General features: G+C 67.7%; 16 protein-coding genes. 3 read left to right on the top strand and 13 right to left on the bottom strand.

Annotated features, from left to right (window positions below; genetic code table 11):
• Nucleotides 1-261 precede the first annotated feature (261 nt).
• Nucleotides 262-600 (top strand): cyclic-phosphate processing receiver domain-containing protein, encoded by a 339-nt coding sequence (locus tag AB0C62_RS39210; protein ID WP_362981667.1) that lies wholly within the window; start codon nt 262-264, stop codon nt 598-600.
• A 1,202-nt stretch (nt 601-1,802) separates the two neighbouring features.
• Nucleotides 1,803-3,665: an ABC transporter ATP-binding protein gene (locus AB0C62_RS39205; protein WP_362981671.1), complete on the top strand. Its 1,863-nt coding sequence runs from the start codon at nt 1,803-1,805 to the stop codon at nt 3,663-3,665.
• A 392-nt stretch (nt 3,666-4,057) separates the two neighbouring features.
• Here AB0C62_RS39205 and AB0C62_RS39200 read toward each other — a convergent pair whose 3' ends face one another.
• Both AB0C62_RS39200 and AB0C62_RS39195 read right to left on the bottom strand, forming a co-directional pair.
• Nucleotides 4,058-5,395 carry a glycoside hydrolase family 18 protein gene (locus AB0C62_RS39200; protein ID WP_362981665.1) on the bottom strand — a complete coding sequence of 446 codons (1,338 nt, stop codon included), beginning with the start codon at nt 5,393-5,395 and terminating at the stop codon, nt 4,058-4,060.
• A gap of 238 nt (nt 5,396-5,633) precedes the next feature.
• On the bottom strand, nt 5,634-6,689 hold the full coding sequence (locus AB0C62_RS39195) for a hypothetical protein (protein ID WP_362981663.1): 1,056 nt from the start codon (nt 6,687-6,689) through the stop codon (nt 5,634-5,636).
• Between AB0C62_RS39195 and AB0C62_RS39190 the strand changes: the two genes are divergently transcribed.
• Nucleotides 6,688-7,032 (top strand): hypothetical protein, encoded by a 345-nt coding sequence (locus tag AB0C62_RS39190; RefSeq protein ID WP_362981661.1) that lies wholly within the window; start codon nt 6,688-6,690, stop codon nt 7,030-7,032. The genes AB0C62_RS39195 and AB0C62_RS39190 overlap by 2 nt on opposite strands.
• Nucleotides 7,033-7,205: 173 nt before the next feature.
• On the opposite strand, the gene fabG is transcribed toward AB0C62_RS39190, so the two are convergent.
• The 11 genes from fabG to AB0C62_RS39135 form a co-directional block, all read right to left on the bottom strand.
• Nucleotides 7,206-7,946, bottom strand: a complete 741-nt coding sequence (gene fabG, locus AB0C62_RS39185; RefSeq protein WP_362981659.1) for a 3-oxoacyl-ACP reductase FabG — start codon at nt 7,944-7,946, stop codon at nt 7,206-7,208.
• On the bottom strand, nt 7,943-8,611 hold the full coding sequence (gene cofC, locus AB0C62_RS39180; RefSeq protein ID WP_362981657.1) for a 2-phospho-L-lactate guanylyltransferase: 669 nt from the start codon (nt 8,609-8,611) through the stop codon (nt 7,943-7,945). Before cofC ends, fabG begins: the two co-directional genes overlap by 4 nt.
• Nucleotides 8,608-11,178, bottom strand: a complete 2,571-nt coding sequence (locus AB0C62_RS39175; protein ID WP_362981655.1) for a bifunctional FO biosynthesis protein CofGH — start codon at nt 11,176-11,178, stop codon at nt 8,608-8,610. The genes cofC and AB0C62_RS39175 overlap by 4 nt, the downstream gene beginning before the upstream one ends.
• 31 nt (nt 11,179-11,209) lie before the next feature.
• Complete coding sequence (locus AB0C62_RS39170) at nt 11,210-12,367, bottom strand: acyl-CoA dehydrogenase family protein (RefSeq protein ID WP_362981653.1); 1,158 nt, start codon at nt 12,365-12,367, stop codon at nt 11,210-11,212.
• A 47-nt stretch (nt 12,368-12,414) separates the two neighbouring features.
• Nucleotides 12,415-13,041 carry an enoyl-CoA hydratase/isomerase family protein gene (locus AB0C62_RS39165; protein WP_362981651.1) on the bottom strand — a complete coding sequence of 209 codons (627 nt, stop codon included), beginning with the start codon at nt 13,039-13,041 and terminating at the stop codon, nt 12,415-12,417.
• A gap of 35 nt (nt 13,042-13,076) precedes the next feature.
• Nucleotides 13,077-14,126, bottom strand: a complete 1,050-nt coding sequence (locus tag AB0C62_RS39160) for an LLM class flavin-dependent oxidoreductase (RefSeq protein WP_362981649.1) — start codon at nt 14,124-14,126, stop codon at nt 13,077-13,079.
• A 136-nt stretch (nt 14,127-14,262) separates the two neighbouring features.
• Nucleotides 14,263-14,586, bottom strand: coding sequence for an NIPSNAP family protein (locus tag AB0C62_RS39155; RefSeq protein WP_362981647.1), 324 nt, complete (start codon nt 14,584-14,586; stop codon nt 14,263-14,265).
• Nucleotides 14,583-15,251 carry an NADPH-dependent F420 reductase gene (gene npdG, locus AB0C62_RS39150; protein ID WP_362981645.1) on the bottom strand — a complete coding sequence of 223 codons (669 nt, stop codon included), beginning with the start codon at nt 15,249-15,251 and terminating at the stop codon, nt 14,583-14,585. The genes AB0C62_RS39155 and npdG overlap by 4 nt, the downstream gene beginning before the upstream one ends.
• A 422-nt stretch (nt 15,252-15,673) precedes the next feature.
• Nucleotides 15,674-16,147, bottom strand: a complete 474-nt coding sequence (locus AB0C62_RS39145; protein ID WP_362981643.1) for a VOC family protein — start codon at nt 16,145-16,147, stop codon at nt 15,674-15,676.
• Nucleotides 16,148-16,343: 196 nt separating this feature from the next.
• Nucleotides 16,344-17,963, bottom strand: coding sequence for an AMP-binding protein (locus tag AB0C62_RS39140; RefSeq protein WP_362981641.1), 1,620 nt, complete (start codon nt 17,961-17,963; stop codon nt 16,344-16,346).
• Nucleotides 17,945-19,399 carry an aldehyde dehydrogenase family protein gene (locus tag AB0C62_RS39135; RefSeq protein WP_362981639.1) on the bottom strand — a complete coding sequence of 485 codons (1,455 nt, stop codon included), beginning with the start codon at nt 19,397-19,399 and terminating at the stop codon, nt 17,945-17,947. The genes AB0C62_RS39140 and AB0C62_RS39135 overlap by 19 nt, the downstream gene beginning before the upstream one ends.
• Between the last annotated feature and the right edge of the window lie 23 nt (nt 19,400-19,422).

Genomic DNA, 19,422 nt, shown 5'->3' with positions numbered 1-19,422 from the left:
CCACGGACTCCCGACCCAAGCCCGTGCCGCGTAGCGGCACAGCAACAAGTCGAGAAGGCCAGAATCCTCGGGCTTCAGCCCGAGGAGCAAGTCAAAGCGCTACACCGATGCCCTCGACGCCCACAGTGAGCAACACCCCTTCTGACCGTTGACTTCCGTATCAGCTGCTGACACCGAGGTGCCACCTTCGAGAACTAGGCCGACCCAGTTCGGCGATCACGCCGCCGGAGCCAGTCGCGGCCGTGCCCTGATAATGCTCGGGTGAGAGAAGAATCGGCCGCCCCAACGCCCGTCATCCTCGGCATAGACGACCTCCGGGCACTGCCCTGGACTACGCGGATCGCGCGCAACAGCGGCGAAGGTATCGAGCTCCTGCAAGAGCACCGCGACAGCTTCATCGACGAACTCTGGCTCGACCACGACCTCGGCGGTGACGACAGCATCTTGCCCGTGGTGACGCTCATGGAAGAAGCCGCTTTCAACGGGCGCCCCTTCCAGATCGGCACGGTCTTCGTACACAGCGCCAACCCCATTGGCGCGGAGACCGTCGTCCGGTCACTCACCCGCTGGGACTACCAGGTCCGGCGGGCAACGGCCTAGGAATCTGAATGTGAGGTCTGGCGGCCTCATCGTTCTCGGGTCGATCACAACTGTCTCTGCAGCCTGGAAGGGTCCATGATCCTGGAGGAGTGAGGGCCTGTGGGAGTCCACCCCCGTCCCCCAGAGTCCTTCTCCGCCCGACGACTCTGATCGACAACGCACATCGCTCCCAACGCCTGAGGGCGTTGGGAGCGATCATCGGCACTCAAGGTGATGTGACGCCTGGGGGTTGCATCACAGAACCCGAAGCACCTAGTGGTGGTGGATCAGCCGCACGGCCAAGGTCCAGAGAGCGCGAGCGCCCAATGCAATCCCCAGTCGCTTCGTCAGATCCCGAACTGAGCCCCACTTGCCTGGGGCACGTCCTTTTTTCACCTTGCACCTCATTTCATCTGTACGGGCCAGGTCGACCGGGTGATTCGGTGACCCCCAGCCACCGGATCGCGAGGGCGACCTGGCCCAGCCCACTGATGAAGTAAGGCCTTCTCAAGGTAAGGCTCGGCTCAGATGCCGAGCAGGGCGTAATGGGGAGCGCAGGAGGGGCTCATGAAGCGCTCAGCGAGAGGCTATTCACCTCGCACTCCCCCGGGCTTTCATCCCACATGAGCGAAGGCACACCCACGGCACTGTCGAGCTGATCAGTCAGCAACTCCGCCAGCGCTCAAGCACCCGCACCCGCACCCAACGGTGAACCCCGTCCGCCACACGTGTATCAACGACGGCGTTTCGGCCAGCACCCTGCAAGGGCGAGACCTGCACGCCTCAAGGGTGCATGCACCCTGCACGAGGAGCGTTCGGCGTCCTTGCACGGAACCGGCTTCGTCTCAAACACGTGTGTTCGATCCGGCCTGCCTGACCGTTAATCCCGGCACTATCTCAAAACCGGCAACACACCGACGTCACCACGCAGTTGGCACCCCGATCTTCCGAAGCCCCTTCACCGCCAGATGGAGCTACGCCATGACACCCGCCCCCACTCCCGCCCATCAGTCCCCCGAAGCCGGGCCCCGGCTCATCCTCACGACGAAGCGTCGTGTCAGCCAATTCCGTTACTCATCAGGCCCGGGTACGGGGCGGACAGCATGAGCGAACCCACCGACGCATCAGCCGACAGTGTTCCGGGTCAGCGCAGCACGGCAACGTCCCCCACCGTCACCACCGAGTCGGCTGACGCCTCCCAACCGCCCACGGGCGAGCCGCAGATGCGGTACGTCGATCTGTACGGCAGCAGCGAGGCGGCCGGCCGCTCCATCCGGATGCGCGACATGGCCCGACGCCTGCCGCAACTGGTGCGCCGCTCACTGGCTCTTGCCTGGCGCGTCGACCGACGAGCCACGGTCGGCCTCCTGCTGTGCCAGACCGTCACGGGCGTGATGCAGGCCCTGGGCCTGGTCGCCATCGCGGGCACGCTGACCGCTCTGCTGCGTGATGGGGACGTCTATCACCGGATCCTCGAGGCGTGGCCCTCCGTCGCCCTGCTCGCCGGTGCGGCCGGCGTGCGCACAGTCCTCGGCATTACCGTCAGTTGGCTGTCCTCCCGGCTGGGTCCGCTGATGTCCCGCGAGGCCGAGCAGATGCTGCTGACCGGCTGCGCCGAGGCCGAACTGTGCGCGTACGACGATCCTGCCTTCAACCGCGACCGGGAAGCGGCTGACCGCGGTGCCCAGGTCACCGGCGACCTGATCAACGAGGGCCAGGACCTGATCGCCTCGGGCGCCAGCTTCCTCGCCGGGGCGATCGTCCTGACCGGCGTGCACTGGGTCCTGCTCCCCCTCCTGGTCGCAGCCAGCCTTCCGCAGGCCCTGGCACAGGTGAGCGCCGCGCGTGTCCGCTACCTGGCGAACCTCCGCAGCAACGGCGACAACCGGATGCTGGCCGTGCTGCGCTGGCACATCTACACCAAGGATGCCGCCGACCAGATCCGCGCCGGAACCATGGCCGACTTCCTGTCCGGCCGGTATCGGCAGACGGTCGCCCGGATCAACCGGGAGGACCGGGCCGCGGCCGACCAGGGCGCCCGGATGTCCCTGCTCGGCGCGGTCTGCGGAGGGCTGGGGTCGGCGGTGGTGTGGGCGGCGGTCGTGTGGCTGCTCGCGACCGGCCGGATCAGTGTCGGCCGTGCCGGCACGGCCGTCTTCGCCTTGCAGACGGTCGGCATGTCGGTCCGCGGCCTGGTGGCCGTCGGCGCACGCGCCGTCCGTACAGGGCTGTACATGGACGACTGGACCGGCTTCCTCGACAAGGCCGGCGGCTTCCGTATGCGACGGGGCCCACGCTGTCCCGAGCCGCCGGAGACGATCGAGGTCACATCGGTCACCCACCGCTACGCCGGCAAGGACAGCGACGCACTGTCCGACGTCTCCCTCACCCTGCGCCGTGGCCAGGTCACCGCATTGGTGGGCTTCAACGGCTCCGGCAAGTCGACCCTGTCCAAGCTGGTCAGCGGCCTCTACCTGCCCACAGACGGACAGGTGCTGTGGGACGGGGTGCCCACCGGAGACTGCGACCCCCAGGCGCTGTGGCAGCAAGTCGCCCTCGTGCCGCAGGACTACGCGCACTGGCCACTGACCGTCCGCGAGAACGTGACGCAGGGACAGCCCACGGCCCGCGGTGACGCGGCGGTCCACGAGGCGTGCAAGGCGGCCGACGCCGACGAAGTCGTCGACAGGCTCGGCGCCGGCCTGGACACCCTCCTGGCCCGCGAGTGGCTCAACGGGGAGGAACTCAGCGGCGGCCAGTGGCAGCGGATCGCCCTGGCGAGAGCGTTCTTCCGCCAGGCCGGTCTGCTGGTCCTCGACGAGCCGACGGCGAACCTGGATCCCCGCGCCGAGTACCGCATCTTCCAGCGGCTGAGGAGCCTCGCCCGGGATCGGGCGGTACTGCTGGTGACCCACCGCATCACCAACGTCGCCATCGCCGACCGCGTCGTGGTCCTCGACGAAGGCCGCATCGTCCAGGAAGGCACCTACGCTGAACTCTCCCAACAGCCAGGTCTGTTCCAGCAGTTGTTGTCCTACCAGATCACTTCCGAGCGGGACAGCGAGAAGCGCGAGACCCCCGCATGACCGACACCTGCGCCACCACCTCATCGGCGGCTGTGACGGGTACGGCCGCCGCGCGGGCGGCAATGATCGCCGACCTGGAACAGAACAGAATCACGGGCTACGGCCCGGCCCGGTCCTCTACGCCCTCCTCACGCTGCCCCGCGGGGTACTGATCCCGCAGGCGTACGTACGGCGCAGCGCCCCGGGCGAGGTGCCGCCGATGTGGGATCTGCTGGACCGGTCGGCGCCGCGGGGTTGATCGGGAGCCGGGCCCGCGTGCGCCATCGCGCCTTACTCGGCTGCTGCAAACGCAGTAGCTGCTGCCCACCGATGTGTTGCTGTTGTTCGTCGAGGTCCCGCTGCCCCCGCGCCGCGGTGCGGGGCGGCCGGTGTGAGGCCGCCCCGCACGAGGCTCAGCGCCCGAGGGCGCGGTCGACGGTCCGGACGAGTTCCCCGTCAGGGGTATCGCCGTCCAGGGACCAGAACATCGCGCCGCCGAGCCCCCTGGCCCGGACATAGCGGGACTTCAGCGCGAGTACCTGCGGATCGTCGTAGGTCCACAGGGTCGTTCCGTCGAAGAGCCAGGCGTGGCCGCCGCGTGGATCGCGGTGCAGTCGGTACGGGCCCGTGTCCGCCAAGGCCTTCAGCTCCTTGTAGTCGGCGTAGCCGTTGGCCCACTTGGCCGGAGCGGGTGCCGTGGCCGGCTGGCCCAGGCCGTCGCCGCCGCCGCTGACACCGGTCCAGCCCTGACCGTAGAACGGCATGCCGACGACGAGCTTGCGGGCGGGGGCGCCGCGCCGCAGCCACGCGTCCACCGTGCCGTCGACGCTGAAGTCGTCGCGAGCGTAGAGGGCGGACTGCTGGGCCGTCGTCTTCTCGCCGCTGACGTGGAAGTCGTAGCCCTGGAGGTTGACGAAGTCGAAGTCCTTCATGATCTTGCCGACCTCGAACCCGGCGTCGATCTTGGCGGGTGCGGTCGGGACGAAGGCGGACAGCTCGTAGTGGTGGTGGCGGGTGCGCCCGTAGGCGTCGAGCTGTCGGCGGAACTCCGCGACGAGCGCTGTGTAGTTCCGCTTGTCCTCCGGGCGGTACACGGTGTCCGTGTCGCCCTCGGAGCCAGGCCACTCCCAGTCCAGGTCGACGCCGTCGAAGATGCCCGCGGCGGCACCGGCGCCGCCGCGGGCGCCGTCCTGCGGCAGATTGCCCTTGAGATAGAGGTCGACGCAGGAGGCCACCAGTGCCTTGCGGGCGGCGGGCGTACGGACGGAGTCCGAGAAGTTGGTCGACCACGACCAACCGCCCAGCGAGATCATCACCTTGAGGCCGGGGTGCGCTGCCTTGAGTTCCCGCAGCTGGTTGAAGTTGCCCGCGAGGGCCTGGGTGTCGTTGTCGGCGATGCCGTCCACCGAGTTCTCGGCATCCAGCGGTCGCTGGTAGTCGGCCCAAGGATCGGACTCACCGGGGACGTTGCCCATGAGGCATTTCCCGTCGGTGCCGATGTTGCCGAACGCGTAGTTGATGTGGGTGAGCCGGGCGGCGGCGCCGCTGCGGTCCAGATCCTGTACCTGGAAGTCACGCCCGTAGACGCCCCACTGGGTGAAGTAGCCGACGCGACGCAGGGTGTCGCGATGGTGGTCACCGTGGGCGGCGGCGGCAGGCGCGAAAGCGGCGAGCAGGGAGAACGAGGTGACGGCAACGGCCGCCCGGGAGAGAAGTCTTCGGCGCGGACGAGGACGCGGGCGCAGGCGCATAACGGAGCTCATTCCTCTGAGGCGTGGTGCATGTGCCGTACGGAGCAGTGGACTTACCTGCACGAGAAACTATTGGTCTGGACCAGCAGGGGTCAAGGGGCCGGATAGGCGTCGCCGCACGCTGTGCCCGCGCTGACAGGAGTTGCCTGACCGACTACTCGCAACTCCTGTACCGCTACGGCATGTCGGCCCTGCCGCGGAACAGCACCCGAGTCAGGCGGTGAACAGCCGTGGATCGTCAACGGCGCATCCAGATCTTGCCACTGGTGTCCTCGTCGTAGCCTTCGCAGCAGATGCCCACGGCAACGACCTGGGACGTGCCGGGGATCACGGCAAGCCCGGTGATCGAGTGGCCGGAGGCGACATGTTCGCTCGACCACTGCCGGGCGTCGTAGTGGAAGAGCAGATCGTCTCCGCTCGCGGAGAACGCGGAGACGAAGACCCCGCCATGCCCGTCGGCTGCAGCGTTGGCGAACTTCCCGACGACGCCGGATCCGACCACACTCACCCACTTGTGCCCGTCCCAGCGCACCGCGATGGGCCCGACGACGCTCCCCATTCGACCCGTGCGACCTACCGCCCAGAGCTGCGTCGGCGACTGTGCGGCGAGACCGCGCAGCTCTCCGGTTGGCCCCGCAACCTCGGGCGGCAACGCCACCGTGCGCCACCTGTGCCCGTCCCAGTGCAGAGTCACCGGTCTACCCCGGCCCTCGCCCACGGCCCAGACATCGTGAGGCGACAGGGCGTGCAGGGCATGCACGCACACCACCGACGGCAGGGCGACGGCCGACCAGCCCGCAGCCGTACGGTGCCGGAGGAACGAACGACAGGTGCCGTCACCGCCCGGCCGCCGCGCCGCCACCCACACGTCGCCGGGTCCCGCGACGGTTGCCGCATCCACCAAGGAGTTGCGCTCACGCCAGGCGAGTGTCCACTGGCTACCGTTCCACCGTGCCGCCCGGGACTCACTGCCGGCGGCCACCCCCGCTGCACCGAAGACCCACACGTCACCCGGCCCCGAGGCCGCGACGACGCGCAGGCTGTTCAGGCCGAGCCGCCCGGGCACCTCGACACCCGTCCACGTCCCGCCGCGCCACCGCATGACGACCGGCTCGTCGCTCTCGTCTCCCACCACCCACGCGTCGTGCGCGCCGGTAGCCACCACGCCGTACAGGTTCCCGGGGATGCCGGTGTGGCCCGCCGGCTGCCACGCCCCGGAGGTGGCCGTCGCGCTCTGACGCGCCGGCCGACGCGTGCCCTTGTCCGTCGAACAACCTCCGACCGTCATCACCATGACCGCGCTGATCACAACAATCACAAAGCGGCGCACTGGCCGCACCCCCCTCGTCACCCCACCTGAAGCGGGATCGTACGAGAGCCGACAGCTTTCGTCAGTCCCAGCGCCCCGGAGCGGTCTCGTCATCATCCCGCCAGGCCTGGCGCACGCCTTCGGGGCCGCGGAGGGTGAGGTGGCGGACGTAGTTGTCGTCCTCAACCCAGGCATCGAGGGGTTCGGCTATTTCAAACAGCTAGCCGCCATCAGTCGAGGCGAAGCCGAACTCGATTCGCTCCTGCCCGACCAAGACCGCTACGACGTCCGCTTCGAAGACATCCCCGACTGGAGGTCGGCCCCCTGAGGAGAACGACGATCAAACCGTTCCTGCCGCACCGCCCCGGCTGGAGAGCCGTGCCGTTGCGCGAAACGTGAGGGTACGACCCGGCCTTCAGCGAGAGGCTGGATTCTCTCCGACGCGTCCGCGGCGAGACACAGCGTCCGCCGCATACCCGGGGTCCTGCTTGTTGGCAGTCATCACATGTAGCGACCTCCGGCTACTTCCATGACCGTGCCCGTGACGTAGGACGACAGGTTCGATGCGAGGAAGAGCGCCACCGACGCCACCTCTGAGGCCTCGCCGACCCGTTGCATCGGAATCTCAGCCAGTTTGGCCTCCCAGATGGGTGCCGGCATGGCCTCGGTCATCGGCGAGCGGATCAGGCCTGGCGCGATGGCGTTCACCCGTACCCCATGATGTGCCATCTCCTTGGCCGCGGCCTTGGTGAGGCCGACGATGCCCGCCTTGGCAGCCGAGTAGTTGGTCTGGCCGACGAAACCGACCTTGCCGGAAATCGAGGAGAGGTTCACGACGGTACCGGAACCTTGTTCACGCATCACCGCGGCGGCCAGGCGGGTGCCGTTCCAACAGCCCTTGAGATGGACATCGATCACCTGATCGAACTGCGCCTCAATCATCGTGCGCATGGTCGCGTCACGGGTGATGCCCGCATTGTTGACCATGATGTCGAGGCTGCCATACGTGGAGACGCACCGGTCGATAGCGGCCTGGACATCACCGGCGTCAGTGACGTCGCAGGCCACAACCGTGACGTTGTCCCCCGCGTCGAGGAGTTCGGCAGCGCGACGACCGGAGTCAGCGTCAAGGTCGGCGATGACCACTCGCGCGCCCTCACGCAGGAATGTCTCGACAATCGACAGTCCGATGCCCTGGGCTCCGCCCGTGACGATCGCGGCTCGCTCGCTCAGCAGACTCATGGCTGTACTCCAAGAAGGGGCATTGCGGCCAGCGCGCCGGACTCGAGCCGGGCGAGCTCCTGGGCCAGGTTCACGTGGTGCGCGATCGGTGCGACGAGCATCAGATGGTCGAGATGGTCAACGTCGAGTCGCAGTGGTGCGAAGCGAGGGCCGGTCAGTTCGAAGGCGCCGGTCCGGAGATGGGCCTCTCGCGAACCGATGCCGTACGCCGAGTGCAGTGAATGTCCCGGCGCCGCCGTCAGCAACGTGGTGCCACGATGGTCTGCGTCGGTGATGAATGTCCGGTCCCGGGTGCGTGCCAGGGCAAGGGTATGACCAAGGAGGGCGGGTTCGATGAGCGGAAGGTCTGCGGGCAGCGCGGCCACGCCGCAACGTGGACGGAGCGCCCGCGCCGCCCGTTCACCCTGGGCCAGCGCCGCGTTGAGGCCGGAGCCCGGAGCCAGGACAGCGTGTACACCGAGGTCCTCGACCGCGGCCAGGTCCCGGGCCCGGTCGAGGACGACGACCACTGCGCAGACCCCGGGAGTCGCGCGTGCGGCCACCACCGTGTCGCGAAAGAGCGCGCGGGCCACTCGCCGGCGATCCTGCCCCTCCAGTTCCATTCGACTCTTCGCCAGCCGGAGGTCCTTCTGCGGGACGACGACCACCCATTCCCATGGCGTCACCGGACGAATCCGACACTGAGCGGCACAACGCGGTGCACTTCCGTGTCGAAACGACACGCTGCTTGAGCTCGTTCGGGTGTGACGTCACCGTAGGTGGTGGAGCGCTGACGGGTGGGCCGGCCTGCCGCGGCAGCCAGTTCCTTGATCCCAGCGATCGTCTTCATCGACCCATTGGTCGAACCGGCCATCCGACTGATCGTCTCCTCCATCAGCGTGCCGCCGAGATCATTGGCTCCGCCGCGCAGCACCTCCTCACACTGGTCGGGAGAGAGCTTCACCCAAGAGCACTCGATATTGTCGATCTGCCCGTGCATCAGCAGCCGTGCCAAGGCGTGGACTGCACGGTTGTCGCGGCGCGAGGGACCTGGACGGGCGATACCGGCCAGATAGATGGGTGAGCTCTGGTGTACGAACGGCAGCGGTACGAACTCCGTGAACCCGCCCGTGTCCCGTTGCAGGTGAACCAGTGTTCGCATGTGGCTGACCCAGTGACGCGGCTCGTCGACGTGGCCGTACATCATGGTTGCTGTCGTCCTGATGCCGAGTTCGTGCGCAGTTCGGATAACACGGAGCCATTCCGACGCTGGGAGCTTTCCTTTGGTGAGCACCCAGCGAACCTCGTCGTCAAGTATCTCGGCGGCTGTGCCCGGCAGGGAGTCGACGCCCGCCGCGCGTGCTTCGGTCAGCCATTCGGCGACAGAGATCCCCATACGCGAGGCGCCACTGATGATCTCCATGGGGGAGAAGGCGTGCAGATGGATATCGGGACGGCGTCGCTTGACCTCGCGGGCTAGGTCGAGATGGACGGTGCTAGGCAGCGCGGGGTCGATGCCGCCCTGCATACAGATCTCCGTCGCGCCAACGTCCCATGCCTGCTCAACTCGCTCACCAACCTCCTCGAGGGAGAGGCGGTAGGCGTCTGCATCGGTGGCTCGCTGGGCGAACGCACAGAATCGGCATCCGACGTAGCAGACATTGCTGAAGTTGACGTTGCGGTTGACCACGTACGTGACGATGTCGCCCACGGCCGAGCGGCGAACCTGGTCGGCGAGCCGACACAGTGCGTCGAGCTCTGGCCCGTCGGCGTACGCCAGTGCCAGTGCCTGATCATGGGTGAGGCCCGCCGGGTCGTGCTCGGCCGCACGCAGGGCTGCGGCCACGTCGCTGTCCAGCCGCTCGGTGCCCCGGGCCCCGCCCGACGCCGACCTGTCGTCGAGCTGCTCAGCCAGTACCTGCCAGTCGCCAAAGGCATTGTCGAAGTCGCCGCGTGCGCCGGTTCGTCGGCCCTCCTGATCGATCGCGACATGCAGGTCGGTACGTCCGGAGGAAACGACTTCGGCAGTCTCTTGCCACGGCAGGCCCAACGGACGGACATCTGCTGCCAGCCCTGTGGCCGGGTCCGCCAGTGCCTCCAGGTGCGGTAGCACCCGGGCGTCGGCCCACGGGCTGCCTGCACGTATGAACTCCGGCTGCACGGCCAGCCGCTCGCGCAGTTCGAAGCCGGCTTCCGCGGTCAGCTCCGCCAGCCGCTCCAACTGCGGCCACGGCCGTTCCGGGTTCACATGATCCGGGGTCAGCGGCGAAACGCCGCCCCAGTCGTCCACGCCTGCCGCGAGCAGGAGCCGCAGTTCCTCAGCGTCGGTGAGGTTGGGCGGGGCCTGGATCCGCATCCGGGGGCCGAGCAGGATCCGTGCCACCGCGATGACGGCGAGGTACTCCTCCAGATCCGCGTCGGGCGTGGACATCATGGCCGTGCCCGGCTTGGATCGGAAATTCTGCACGATCACTTCCTGGATCGCGCCGTACTGGCGGGCAAGGCGGCGGAGCTCCAGCAGGGAGTCGACCCGGTCGCCGGGACTCTCGCCGATGCCGATCAAGATGCCTGTCGTGAAGGGGATGTTGGTCCGGGAGGCGTCTTCGATGGTCCGCAGCCGTAGCGCCGGTTCCTTGTCGGGCGAGCCGTAGTGGCAGCCGCCCGGTTCGGCCCACAGCGAGCGCGCGGTGGTTTCCAGCATCAGCCCCATGGATCCGGCCACGGGCTTGAGTCTTTGGAGTTCCGCCCAGGACATCACGCCGGGGTTGAGGTGCGGAATCAGCCCGGTCTGCTCAAGGACGAGGATCGCCATCGCGCGGAGGTAGGACAGTGTGTCCTCGTAACCGCGGGCGTCAAGCCAGTCGCGGGCGGCCTGCCAGCGGTCCTCCGGGCGGTCGCCAAGCGTGAAGAGGACTTCCTTGCAGCCCAGTCGGGCGCCCTCGCGGGCGATGTCCAATACCTGATCGGGGGTGAGGTAGGCCTGCTCAACCTGGCCCGGGGTGGTGGCGAAGGTGCAGTAGTGGCAGCGGTCCCGGCACAGTCGCGTGAGCGGGACGAACACCTTCTTGCTGTACGTCACGACTCCGGGCCGTTCGGCGTCCCGGAGCCCCGCCGACCGGATGGACGCCGCGACTTCGCACAGCCGGCTGAGGTCCTCTCCCCGCGCTGCGAGGAGGGCGACCGCTTCTTCGCGGTCGATGCTCTTGCCCGCGTGGGCCCTCGCCAGCGCTCGGCGTACGGATGTGCTGGTCACCGTGACCTCCTCGCATGGACGGCGGAGCCCATCAGCTGGCCCTCAGTCCCATGGAGCGGGCGATGAAGTTGAGCTGGACGGACGGTGGGCCGGCGACGACCCGGGCGATGATTCCGTCGGAGTGGTGCATGGGAAGGGTGTGGTCGCGGACGTAGCCGTAGGCGCCTTGGATCTGGATGGCCAGCGCCGATGCCTCGGCGTAGATCTGCCCGGTCAGGAACTTGGCCATGGTGCTCTCCGTTTCGCAGGCGAGGCCGGCGTCGAAGAGTGCGGCCGCGCGCTGTACGGCGCATCGGGCGGCGTCCATGCGGACGTACATCTCCGCGAGGGGAAGGCTCACTCCCTGGTAGGAGGAGATGCTCTGGCCGAACTGCATGCGCTCGTTGGCATAGGCGACGGTCATGTCGAGTACCGAGGCGACGCTGCCGAGGAAGCCGGAGCTGATCATGATCCGTTCCAGGACGAGACGTTCTTTGAGGATCTGCCAGCCTTGTCCCGGTTGGCCGAGCAGTGCGGTGTCGGGCAACTGGACGTCGTGCAGGAACACCTCGTAGATGCCGCTGATGTTGCGGCCCAGTGCCGGCATGCGGCGGACCTCGACTCCCGCGTGGTCGGCAGGTACGAGGAAGACGGCCAGGTCGTCTCGTTTGCGTCCGCTGTCGCCGACCTTGACGAGGAGCTCCATGACCGCGCCCGGCAGTCCGGCGCCCTCGCAGTAGGTCTTCTGACCGTTGATGACCCAACCGCCGTCGGTGCGCTCGGCTCTCGTGGCGACGCTCGCGGCGTCTGAGCCGACGTCGGGTTCGCTCACCCCTATCGCGAAGCGGCCGTCGCCGCTGAGTACGGGTGCCGAGTAGGTTTGCCGCTGGTCGGCTGTCCCCCAGCGGACCAGGTCGCGGATGCCGCTGACGTTGAGGTTGAGCAGCGCTACGAGGTCTGAACTGGCCCGGCCCACCTCCTCGCACAGGGCGGTGAGCAGGCCGGCGAGGTTCTCGACGGGCTCGTCGGCGTCCGTGACCATGTCGTACCAGCCGAGCTTCGCGATCTCGCGGTAGAGCTGTTCGGGGTAGGAGCCGTCTTCGTCCCATATCTGTACGTCGCGCTCCGGTGCGTGGCGTGAGAGGAACTTACGGGCCGTGGCTCGTAGTTCTGCTTGTTCTTCGGTGTCCATGAAGGCGCTTGCGCGCATGATCGTCGCCTTTCTAGGGGATTCGGACGGCCGAGTCGGCACTGTCGTCAGCGAGTTGACGTCGTGAGTGCGGTCCGAAGGTGGTGGAGAAGGTCGGACGGCGCGGCGGCGAACTGATCGGCGAGATGGCGCGCTCGGCTGTCGAGGTCGTGGGCGGTGACAACCTCGACCAGTCCTAGCCGGGCGAGGTCGCCCGCGCTGAAGCGTTCGTCGGCGGCGAGCAGCCGGAACGCCAGAGTGGGCCCGACACAGTCACGTAGTCGCCGCACTGTCGCATCCGGGGGCAGAAAACCGAGGCGGAGTTCGGGAAAGCGAAAGGCCGCTTCGGGAGCCGCCAGGGTCACCGTCGCGGCTGTGGCCAGAGCCCAGCCCCCGCCGACAGCCGGTCCTTGAACAGCGGCGATGGATGCGGGAAAGGATTCAATCAGGACGCAGACCTCCTCGATCAACCGTCGGCGCAGGCCGGGTCGTCCGATCGCGGTGCCGTCGTCGGCGCGGATGTCAGCTCCTGCGCAGAAGGCAGTACCCTGCGCCCGTAGCACCAGTACATCGGTGCGGTGGGCGCGTGCCTCTTCAAGCGTTGCGGCCAGTTGCTGGAGCAGCGGGATGTTGAGGGCGTTGCGGGCGTCGGGTCGGTTCAGCGTCACCGTCGCCACGGTCCCGTTCTTCTCCATCAGGCACAGTCCCGGGGCCTGGTCCGCTCCGGCGCTCACAGGATCTCCGGGAGGATCTTGGAGGTGAGCAGTTCCACCGCTTCCGCCGGGTCCGGGCCGACGGGAGCCCCGACGTACGCCTCGGTGAAGCCCGCGCCACGCGCGTACTCCAGCAGCTCCATGAGCGCGTCGATGCAGTCGGTGGGCGTGCCCGAGATGATGAGCTGGTCAGCCACCTCCTGGGGCAGCAGTTCGGCGGCCTCGCGCAGGCTGACGCCTGCTTTCACCGCCTCCCGGGTCGGCGTGTAGTCGGACTGCTCGAAGCCGGCCCGCTGCAGGCTTTCGTGCGGCTGCTGCGCGACGATCAGCGTGGCCTGTCTGCGCGCCGCGGCAGTGGCACGGTCGCGGTCCGCTGAGACGGAGAGGTTCACGCCGTAGATCCGGGTGAACTCGGCGCGGTCGCTGCGCTCACGGCCGCGTTCGAGGCGATCGAGATTGCTGACCGTGTCGAACTGGCCGCTGCGGAACGCTGCCAGGCTGTGGGCCGGGAAGTTGCTCGCGCAGATGACGCCGTCGGCCAGCTCGCCCGCCATTTCCAGGACCTGGGGTCCCGCGCCGGCGACGATCATCCGCACAGCGGGGTGTTCGACCCAGTCGAGCGACACGCGCGCCTCCTCGCGCAAGCCAAGGTCCGCGCAGGTGAGGGAGAAGTCACCCAGTCGGACGATGTCGCCCCGCCAGAGGGTCCGGCAGATTTTGATGAGCTCCGCGACGCGGCCGACGGGACTGCGCCGCTCCATGAGGGCGCTCACCAGTCCGCCACCCGTGCCGATCCCCATGCTGACCTGGCGCCCCGGCGGCATGAACTCCGCCAACGTGGCCATGGTGGAGGCCTGTTCCAGTGGGTTGCGACCGAAGGGGAACGTCACCGCGGTGCCCACGCCCGCCCCGGTGCGGGCGGCGATCGCGCCCAGGACGGCGCCCACGCCGCGCGACTGCATCTGGTCAGTGACCCAGATCGTCTCGAAGGTGCGGGCGGCGACCTCGGCGACCTCCACGATGCTTGGTCCGGCCGCCCAGGCGTGTAGCTGAATACCCTTGATCATCGAGCCTCAATTCACACTTCGGATCTATGTCCACGATGTGGAACAGGTGGAGTGTCAATCACTCCGGTCAAGACCCTGAATGCCCTTCGGCTGGTCATTCGCAGCCGCCCTCAAGGGCATCGGAAAGGTCCGAGAGTCACTTGCGGGCGACGACGTAGTCGGGCTCGACGAGGTAGGTGCTCTCGATCTTCTCGATCAACGGTCCGTTCGCTTCGGTGCGTTCCTTGAGCTCGATCCACCGCGGATCGGCGCGGAAGGCCTCCCAGAAGGCGACAGCCACGGCCACGTCTGCGAACGCGCAGAGATAGACGATCCGCCGCCGCTCGTCAGCGGCTTGCCAGAAGCCGCGAAGGTCCAGTCCGACCTGTTCGAAGAGGTCGAGTGTCTCGTCACCGAAACGGCGGTGGAGGTCCTCGGCCCGATCCGGCAGCGCGAAGTATTCGCGCAGTTCGAGGATCACGCCGGGATTCCCGAGATCGAGACCCCGGAGCGTGTCTTGTAGCGGCGGTTGATGCCGATGAGCACGGCAGTGAGCGGCTCCAGTTGGCGTGCCAGGCGCAGCGCGCCGGCGTCGACTCCGGATCGCCCGGTGATCGTCGCGGCGAGAACGGCGACCTGTTCCTTCGCGTCCCGGTCGTCGCCGACCACCAAGACGTCCTCGTGCTCCAGAGGCCCTTCGGCATCCCACAGCGACACCGCGGAAAGGTGGTGGAATGCGCCGACGACGACTGCGCCAGGGACGAGTTGCTGCGTCTGTTCCGCGGCGCTGCCCTCCTCGACATCCAGCCCGTAGGCGCCGCGCTTGTCGAAACCCAGCGGGTTGACGCAGCTGATCACCAGCTTCCCGGCGAGGTACGGGGCAAGTTCACGCACCAGCTCCTTGTGGCCGTCCCACGGCACCGCGAGCACGACGGCACCGGCCGCTTGAACGGCGGCCGCGTTGCTGAGGCCTCGCACGTGCTCGCCGGTGCCAATGCGGTGGCGGATCTCCTGCGCGGCCTCCTCAGCGCGCTCGGCTGAGCGAGATCCAATGACAACTTCGCGGCCCGCTCGGGCGAAGTGCAGGGCCAGGCCCTTGCCCTGCGGGCCAGTTCCTCCCACTACAGCAATGGTGTGTCTACCCACGGTCGGTGTTCCTTTCGAAAGGTGCCGTCAGCCGGTCACCGGACAGTCGGCCCGGCGGCATTGCGCCAGGCACCTGAGGTCAGAAGGGGTCAGCCGGCGGCTTCCTCAACGCCGCTGCGGGATAGTGGAACGGCACGTCGGACGCTGCGGATGGTGATGCCCGAGCGGCGGTCACCGGGTGCCTGGCCAGATCGTCGAACGTGCCACGTGAGATCCGCCCCCTTATCGCGCCTGCTCAGGAGACAGGGATATCCGGCGGGGTCGCTGCCACGAAATGTCACGACCGGGCGAACGCGCCCGGTGACCGGCGCGATCTGGGTGATCGCCGTGACGGCGTACTCCAGGAGCAAGGCCCCTAGTTGTAACGGCGCATTGTTCTGAGGGGTCTTTCGTTACATCTCCTGCATTCCGTTAGAGATGTCTCACCCGTGCGCAGCAGCGTCCCCGACCAGTTCGACGAAGTGGAAGAGGGTGCCGTCGGGGTCGACGGCAAAAAGGATCCTCCAGCCGTTCATGCCGTCCGGACCCATTACGGTCTGCGGCATATGCAGGAACTCGACACCGGCGGCGCTTAGCCGGTCGTACTCGCCCTGGATGTCGTCGGTCAGGATCGAAAACCGGCACAGGCCGGGGTTGACGGTGTCGGCGATGGACCGCTCACGCGTCGCCGGGACGTCACGCCACTCGATGATGTCCAACATCGCCTCATCGGGCGAGTTGTTGAGCCGCATGTGCGCGAAGCGCAGTTTGCTGCCCTTCTCGATCATGAAGGCCCGCGCCAGATTGACGTCGTCGACAACCTTGTCCTGCACAACCTCGAAGCCGACGTGCTTGTAGAACTCGATCGATCGGTCCATGTCGGTGACGTTGATTCCCACATGCCAGAACTTGCGCATGATGATTCCTTTCATCGGTGCGTTATTCGAAGTCGCGGTCCCGGATGCGACCCTCCTCGATGGGCGGCAAGGGCGGGTGCGACAGGAGGCCTTCGGCGGGGGTGCCTTCACGCGAGAACAGATTCCAGCAGCCGGTCTCGGACGCCTTGGGCTTGCGCCGCCCGGCCGCTGGAAGCGATAGAAGCGTCGTTACCTGTCAGGTGCTGTGTGGGGTGAGCCGGCGTCTGAGCAGCTTTCCGGTCTCGTTCCTCGGCAGGGTGGCGACCACCTCGAACTGACGAGGTCTGGCATGCGGGCCGACCGAGGTGGCCACCAGTTCGCCCAGTTGCGCGCGGAGGGGGCCGTCGAGCCCGCCGCTCTCACTCTCGCTGAGCCTGAGGAACACCTTGATCTGCTGGCCGATCTTGTTGTCAGGTATGCCGACTGCCGCGGCCTCCAGAACGCGCGGGTGTTTCAGCAGAGCGTCCTCGATCTCCGTCGGCCCGATCCGGTAGCCGCGGCTCTTGATGACGTCGTCCACGCGACCGAGGTACTCGAACCGGCGTGCGTGTGCGCGCCGGGCAAGATCCCCCGTGCGGTGCCAAGCGCCCTCCGGTGGTACCGCACGCGCCGACTGGGAGTCCCACACCCCGAGGAGCGCAACCGGATCGGGTAGTCCTACGGAGATCTCTCCGACCTCGCCGCGACCTACCTCCTGACCGTCCTCGCCGAGGAGCGCGATGCGGTGTCCCGGGTAGGCAGTTCCCATCGTGTCGTCATCGACGGAACCCAGGACTCCCGCGTCACCGATGAGTGCGTTCGCCTCAGTCTGCCCATACGCCTTGTTGACCGCCTGGGCCAGGTGGAGCCGAGCCCACGCCATCTCGGAGCGGCCTGCCTGCTCTCCGCCGGTGACGACGGCCCGCAGCCTTCGTTCCGGCGCCCGGCCGTTCGCCTGGAACAGACGCAGGACCGACGGCGGAAGGAAGGCGGTGGTGACACCGCACCGTGCGAAGAGATCCAGTGCGACGTCCGGGTCGAAGCGCGTCTGCCGCTGCGCGATCACCGGAACACCGAACGACCACGGAACGAGCAGCCCCAGCATGAGGCCGCCGATCCACCCCCAGTCGGCCGTCCCGTAGTAGACGTCGCCCGGCTCGAAGAACTCGAACGCGCAGTCCACACCCGCATGGCCGAGCAGGACTTGGTGGCCGTGGACGATTCCCTTGGGCGGGCCGCTGGTCCCGGAGGTGTACATCAGAAGTGCCGGTTGCGTCGGGCCGCCGGGGTGGGGGGCCTCGCGGTGCGGCTCACCGGGCTGCTCGGCGATGTGCTGTCCGTCGGCGCCGTCGACCCTAAGGACCATGCGGTCCTCGATGGCACATCCGGTCGCCCTCAAGCGGTCGAGCCCTGGCCCGTCGGTGACCAGGATCTTCGCCCCCGAGTCGCCCAGGCGATGGGCCACGGATGTGCCGGCCATGAGCCGGGGAATCGCAAGCAGTACAGCCCCAGCGGACAGGACTCCGAAGACCGCCTCCGCCGCGGCGGGCGAGGGTTCGAGATACATGGCGACGCGGTCACCCGGGTTCACACCACGTGCCTCCAGGATGACGGCGATGCGCAGCGCGGCACGTTGGACCTCGCCGAACGTGATCTCGGTCGGCTCGTGCCGTCCGGCGGTGAGCAGGGCCACCGCCCTCGGGTCCTGCGCGAAGAGCGCATCCTGGGTGATCGAGTAGTCCGACGCCGGCTTCCAGCGGGCGACACCTCGCAGTGCGCGCAGCCGGGACACGGCCGGTCCCTCGGCGCCGTCCGGCGCTAGTCCAGCCGCGCCCATATGCTCTTCTCCTTCGTGAAGCTCTCGATCGCACTCTGACCGAGGTCGCTGCCGTGGCCGCTGTGCCGGAACCCTCGGTAGGGCGACGCGGGGTTGAGCACGCCCCAGCTGTTGATCCATACGTTTCCGGCGTCCAGAGTCCCGGCGAATCGCAGCGCCCGGCCCACGTCGCGGGTGAAGACACCGGCGGCGAGGCCATAGATCGTGTCGTTCGCCAGGGCCAGCGCCTGCTCCTCGCCGTCGAACGGCAGCACGCTGAGGACGGGTCCGAAGATTTCCTCGCGCGCTATCCGCATGTCGGCGGTTACGTCAGCGAACAACGCGGGCTGGTAGAAGAAGCCCTGACCGGGACGGTCCTTCGGCGCTTCGGTGCTTCCGGACAGCAAGACCGCACCTTGTTGAACGCCGGAGAGGACGTAGGAGTGGACCGAGTCGCGCTGCACCGCGTTGATGAGCGGGCCGATCTCCGTCTCCGGGTCGAGGGGGTCACCGACCTTGGCGGATTCCACCCGGGTCTTGACCAGTTGGACGACCTCGTCGTAGATCGGCCTTTCGACCAGCAGCCGGCTGGGAGCGGTGCACGTCTCGCCTTGGTTGCCGTACATGGCAGTGAAGGCCACGTCGGCGATTGCCTTCGGAGAAGCGTCGGAGAACGCGACCAGGGCAGACTTCCCACCGAGTTCCAGAGAGGTGGTGATGAGCCGGTCGGCAGCCATCCTGCCTACCTCCTGGCCGACCTCGGTGGATCCCGTGAAGGTGATCTTGCCGACGTGCACGTTCCGGACGAGGGCGTTTCCGGCCACCGAGCCCCGGCCGGGCAGGACATTGACCACGCCGGCCGGGATCCCGGCTTCCAGCGCCAGCTCACCCAGTGCGACCGGTACCAGCGGGGCCAGTTGGGCGGGCTTGAGGATGATGGCGTTGCCCATGGCCAGCGCCGGTGCGATCTTCCAGATGGACTGCACGGCAGGGAAGTTCCACGGCGTGATGGCGCCGACCACACCGATCGGCTCACGCACGGTGTAGTTGAGGAAACGCCCGGGCGCCTGTGTGGTCCGCCCTTCAATTTTTGTCACCAGACCGGCGAAGTACTCGAGTGTCTCGACCATGATGGGCAGGTCGATCGAGAGCGACTCGCGGATGGGCTTGCCCATGTCTCGGGTCTGCAGCTCAGCGAGTTGTTCCTTGTTCGCCTCGATCAGCGCCGCGTAGCGCAGCATCAGACGCGTTCGTTGGGACGGCCGCATCCGCTGCCACACCTTGGCGCCGGCGCGCGCCGCCTCGACGGCACGGGCGACGTCGTCCGCCGTGGCTTCCGCGACGCTCGCGATGACGCTGCCGTCGGCCGGGTTGACGCTGTCGAAGGTCGCCCCTGTCGAGGCTGCAGCAAGCTGGTCACCGATGACCAGCGGGACATGAGAGGTCAGAGCACGCACGATCGATCTCCTTCACTCGGGGG

Source organism: Streptomyces sp. NPDC048643, assembly GCF_040650615.1.
In the GTDB taxonomy this organism is placed as follows: domain Bacteria; phylum Actinomycetota; class Actinomycetes; order Streptomycetales; family Streptomycetaceae; genus Streptomyces.
Note: the sequence above shows the minus strand (reverse complement) of the source record. Positions and strands in the feature narration are given on the sequence as shown.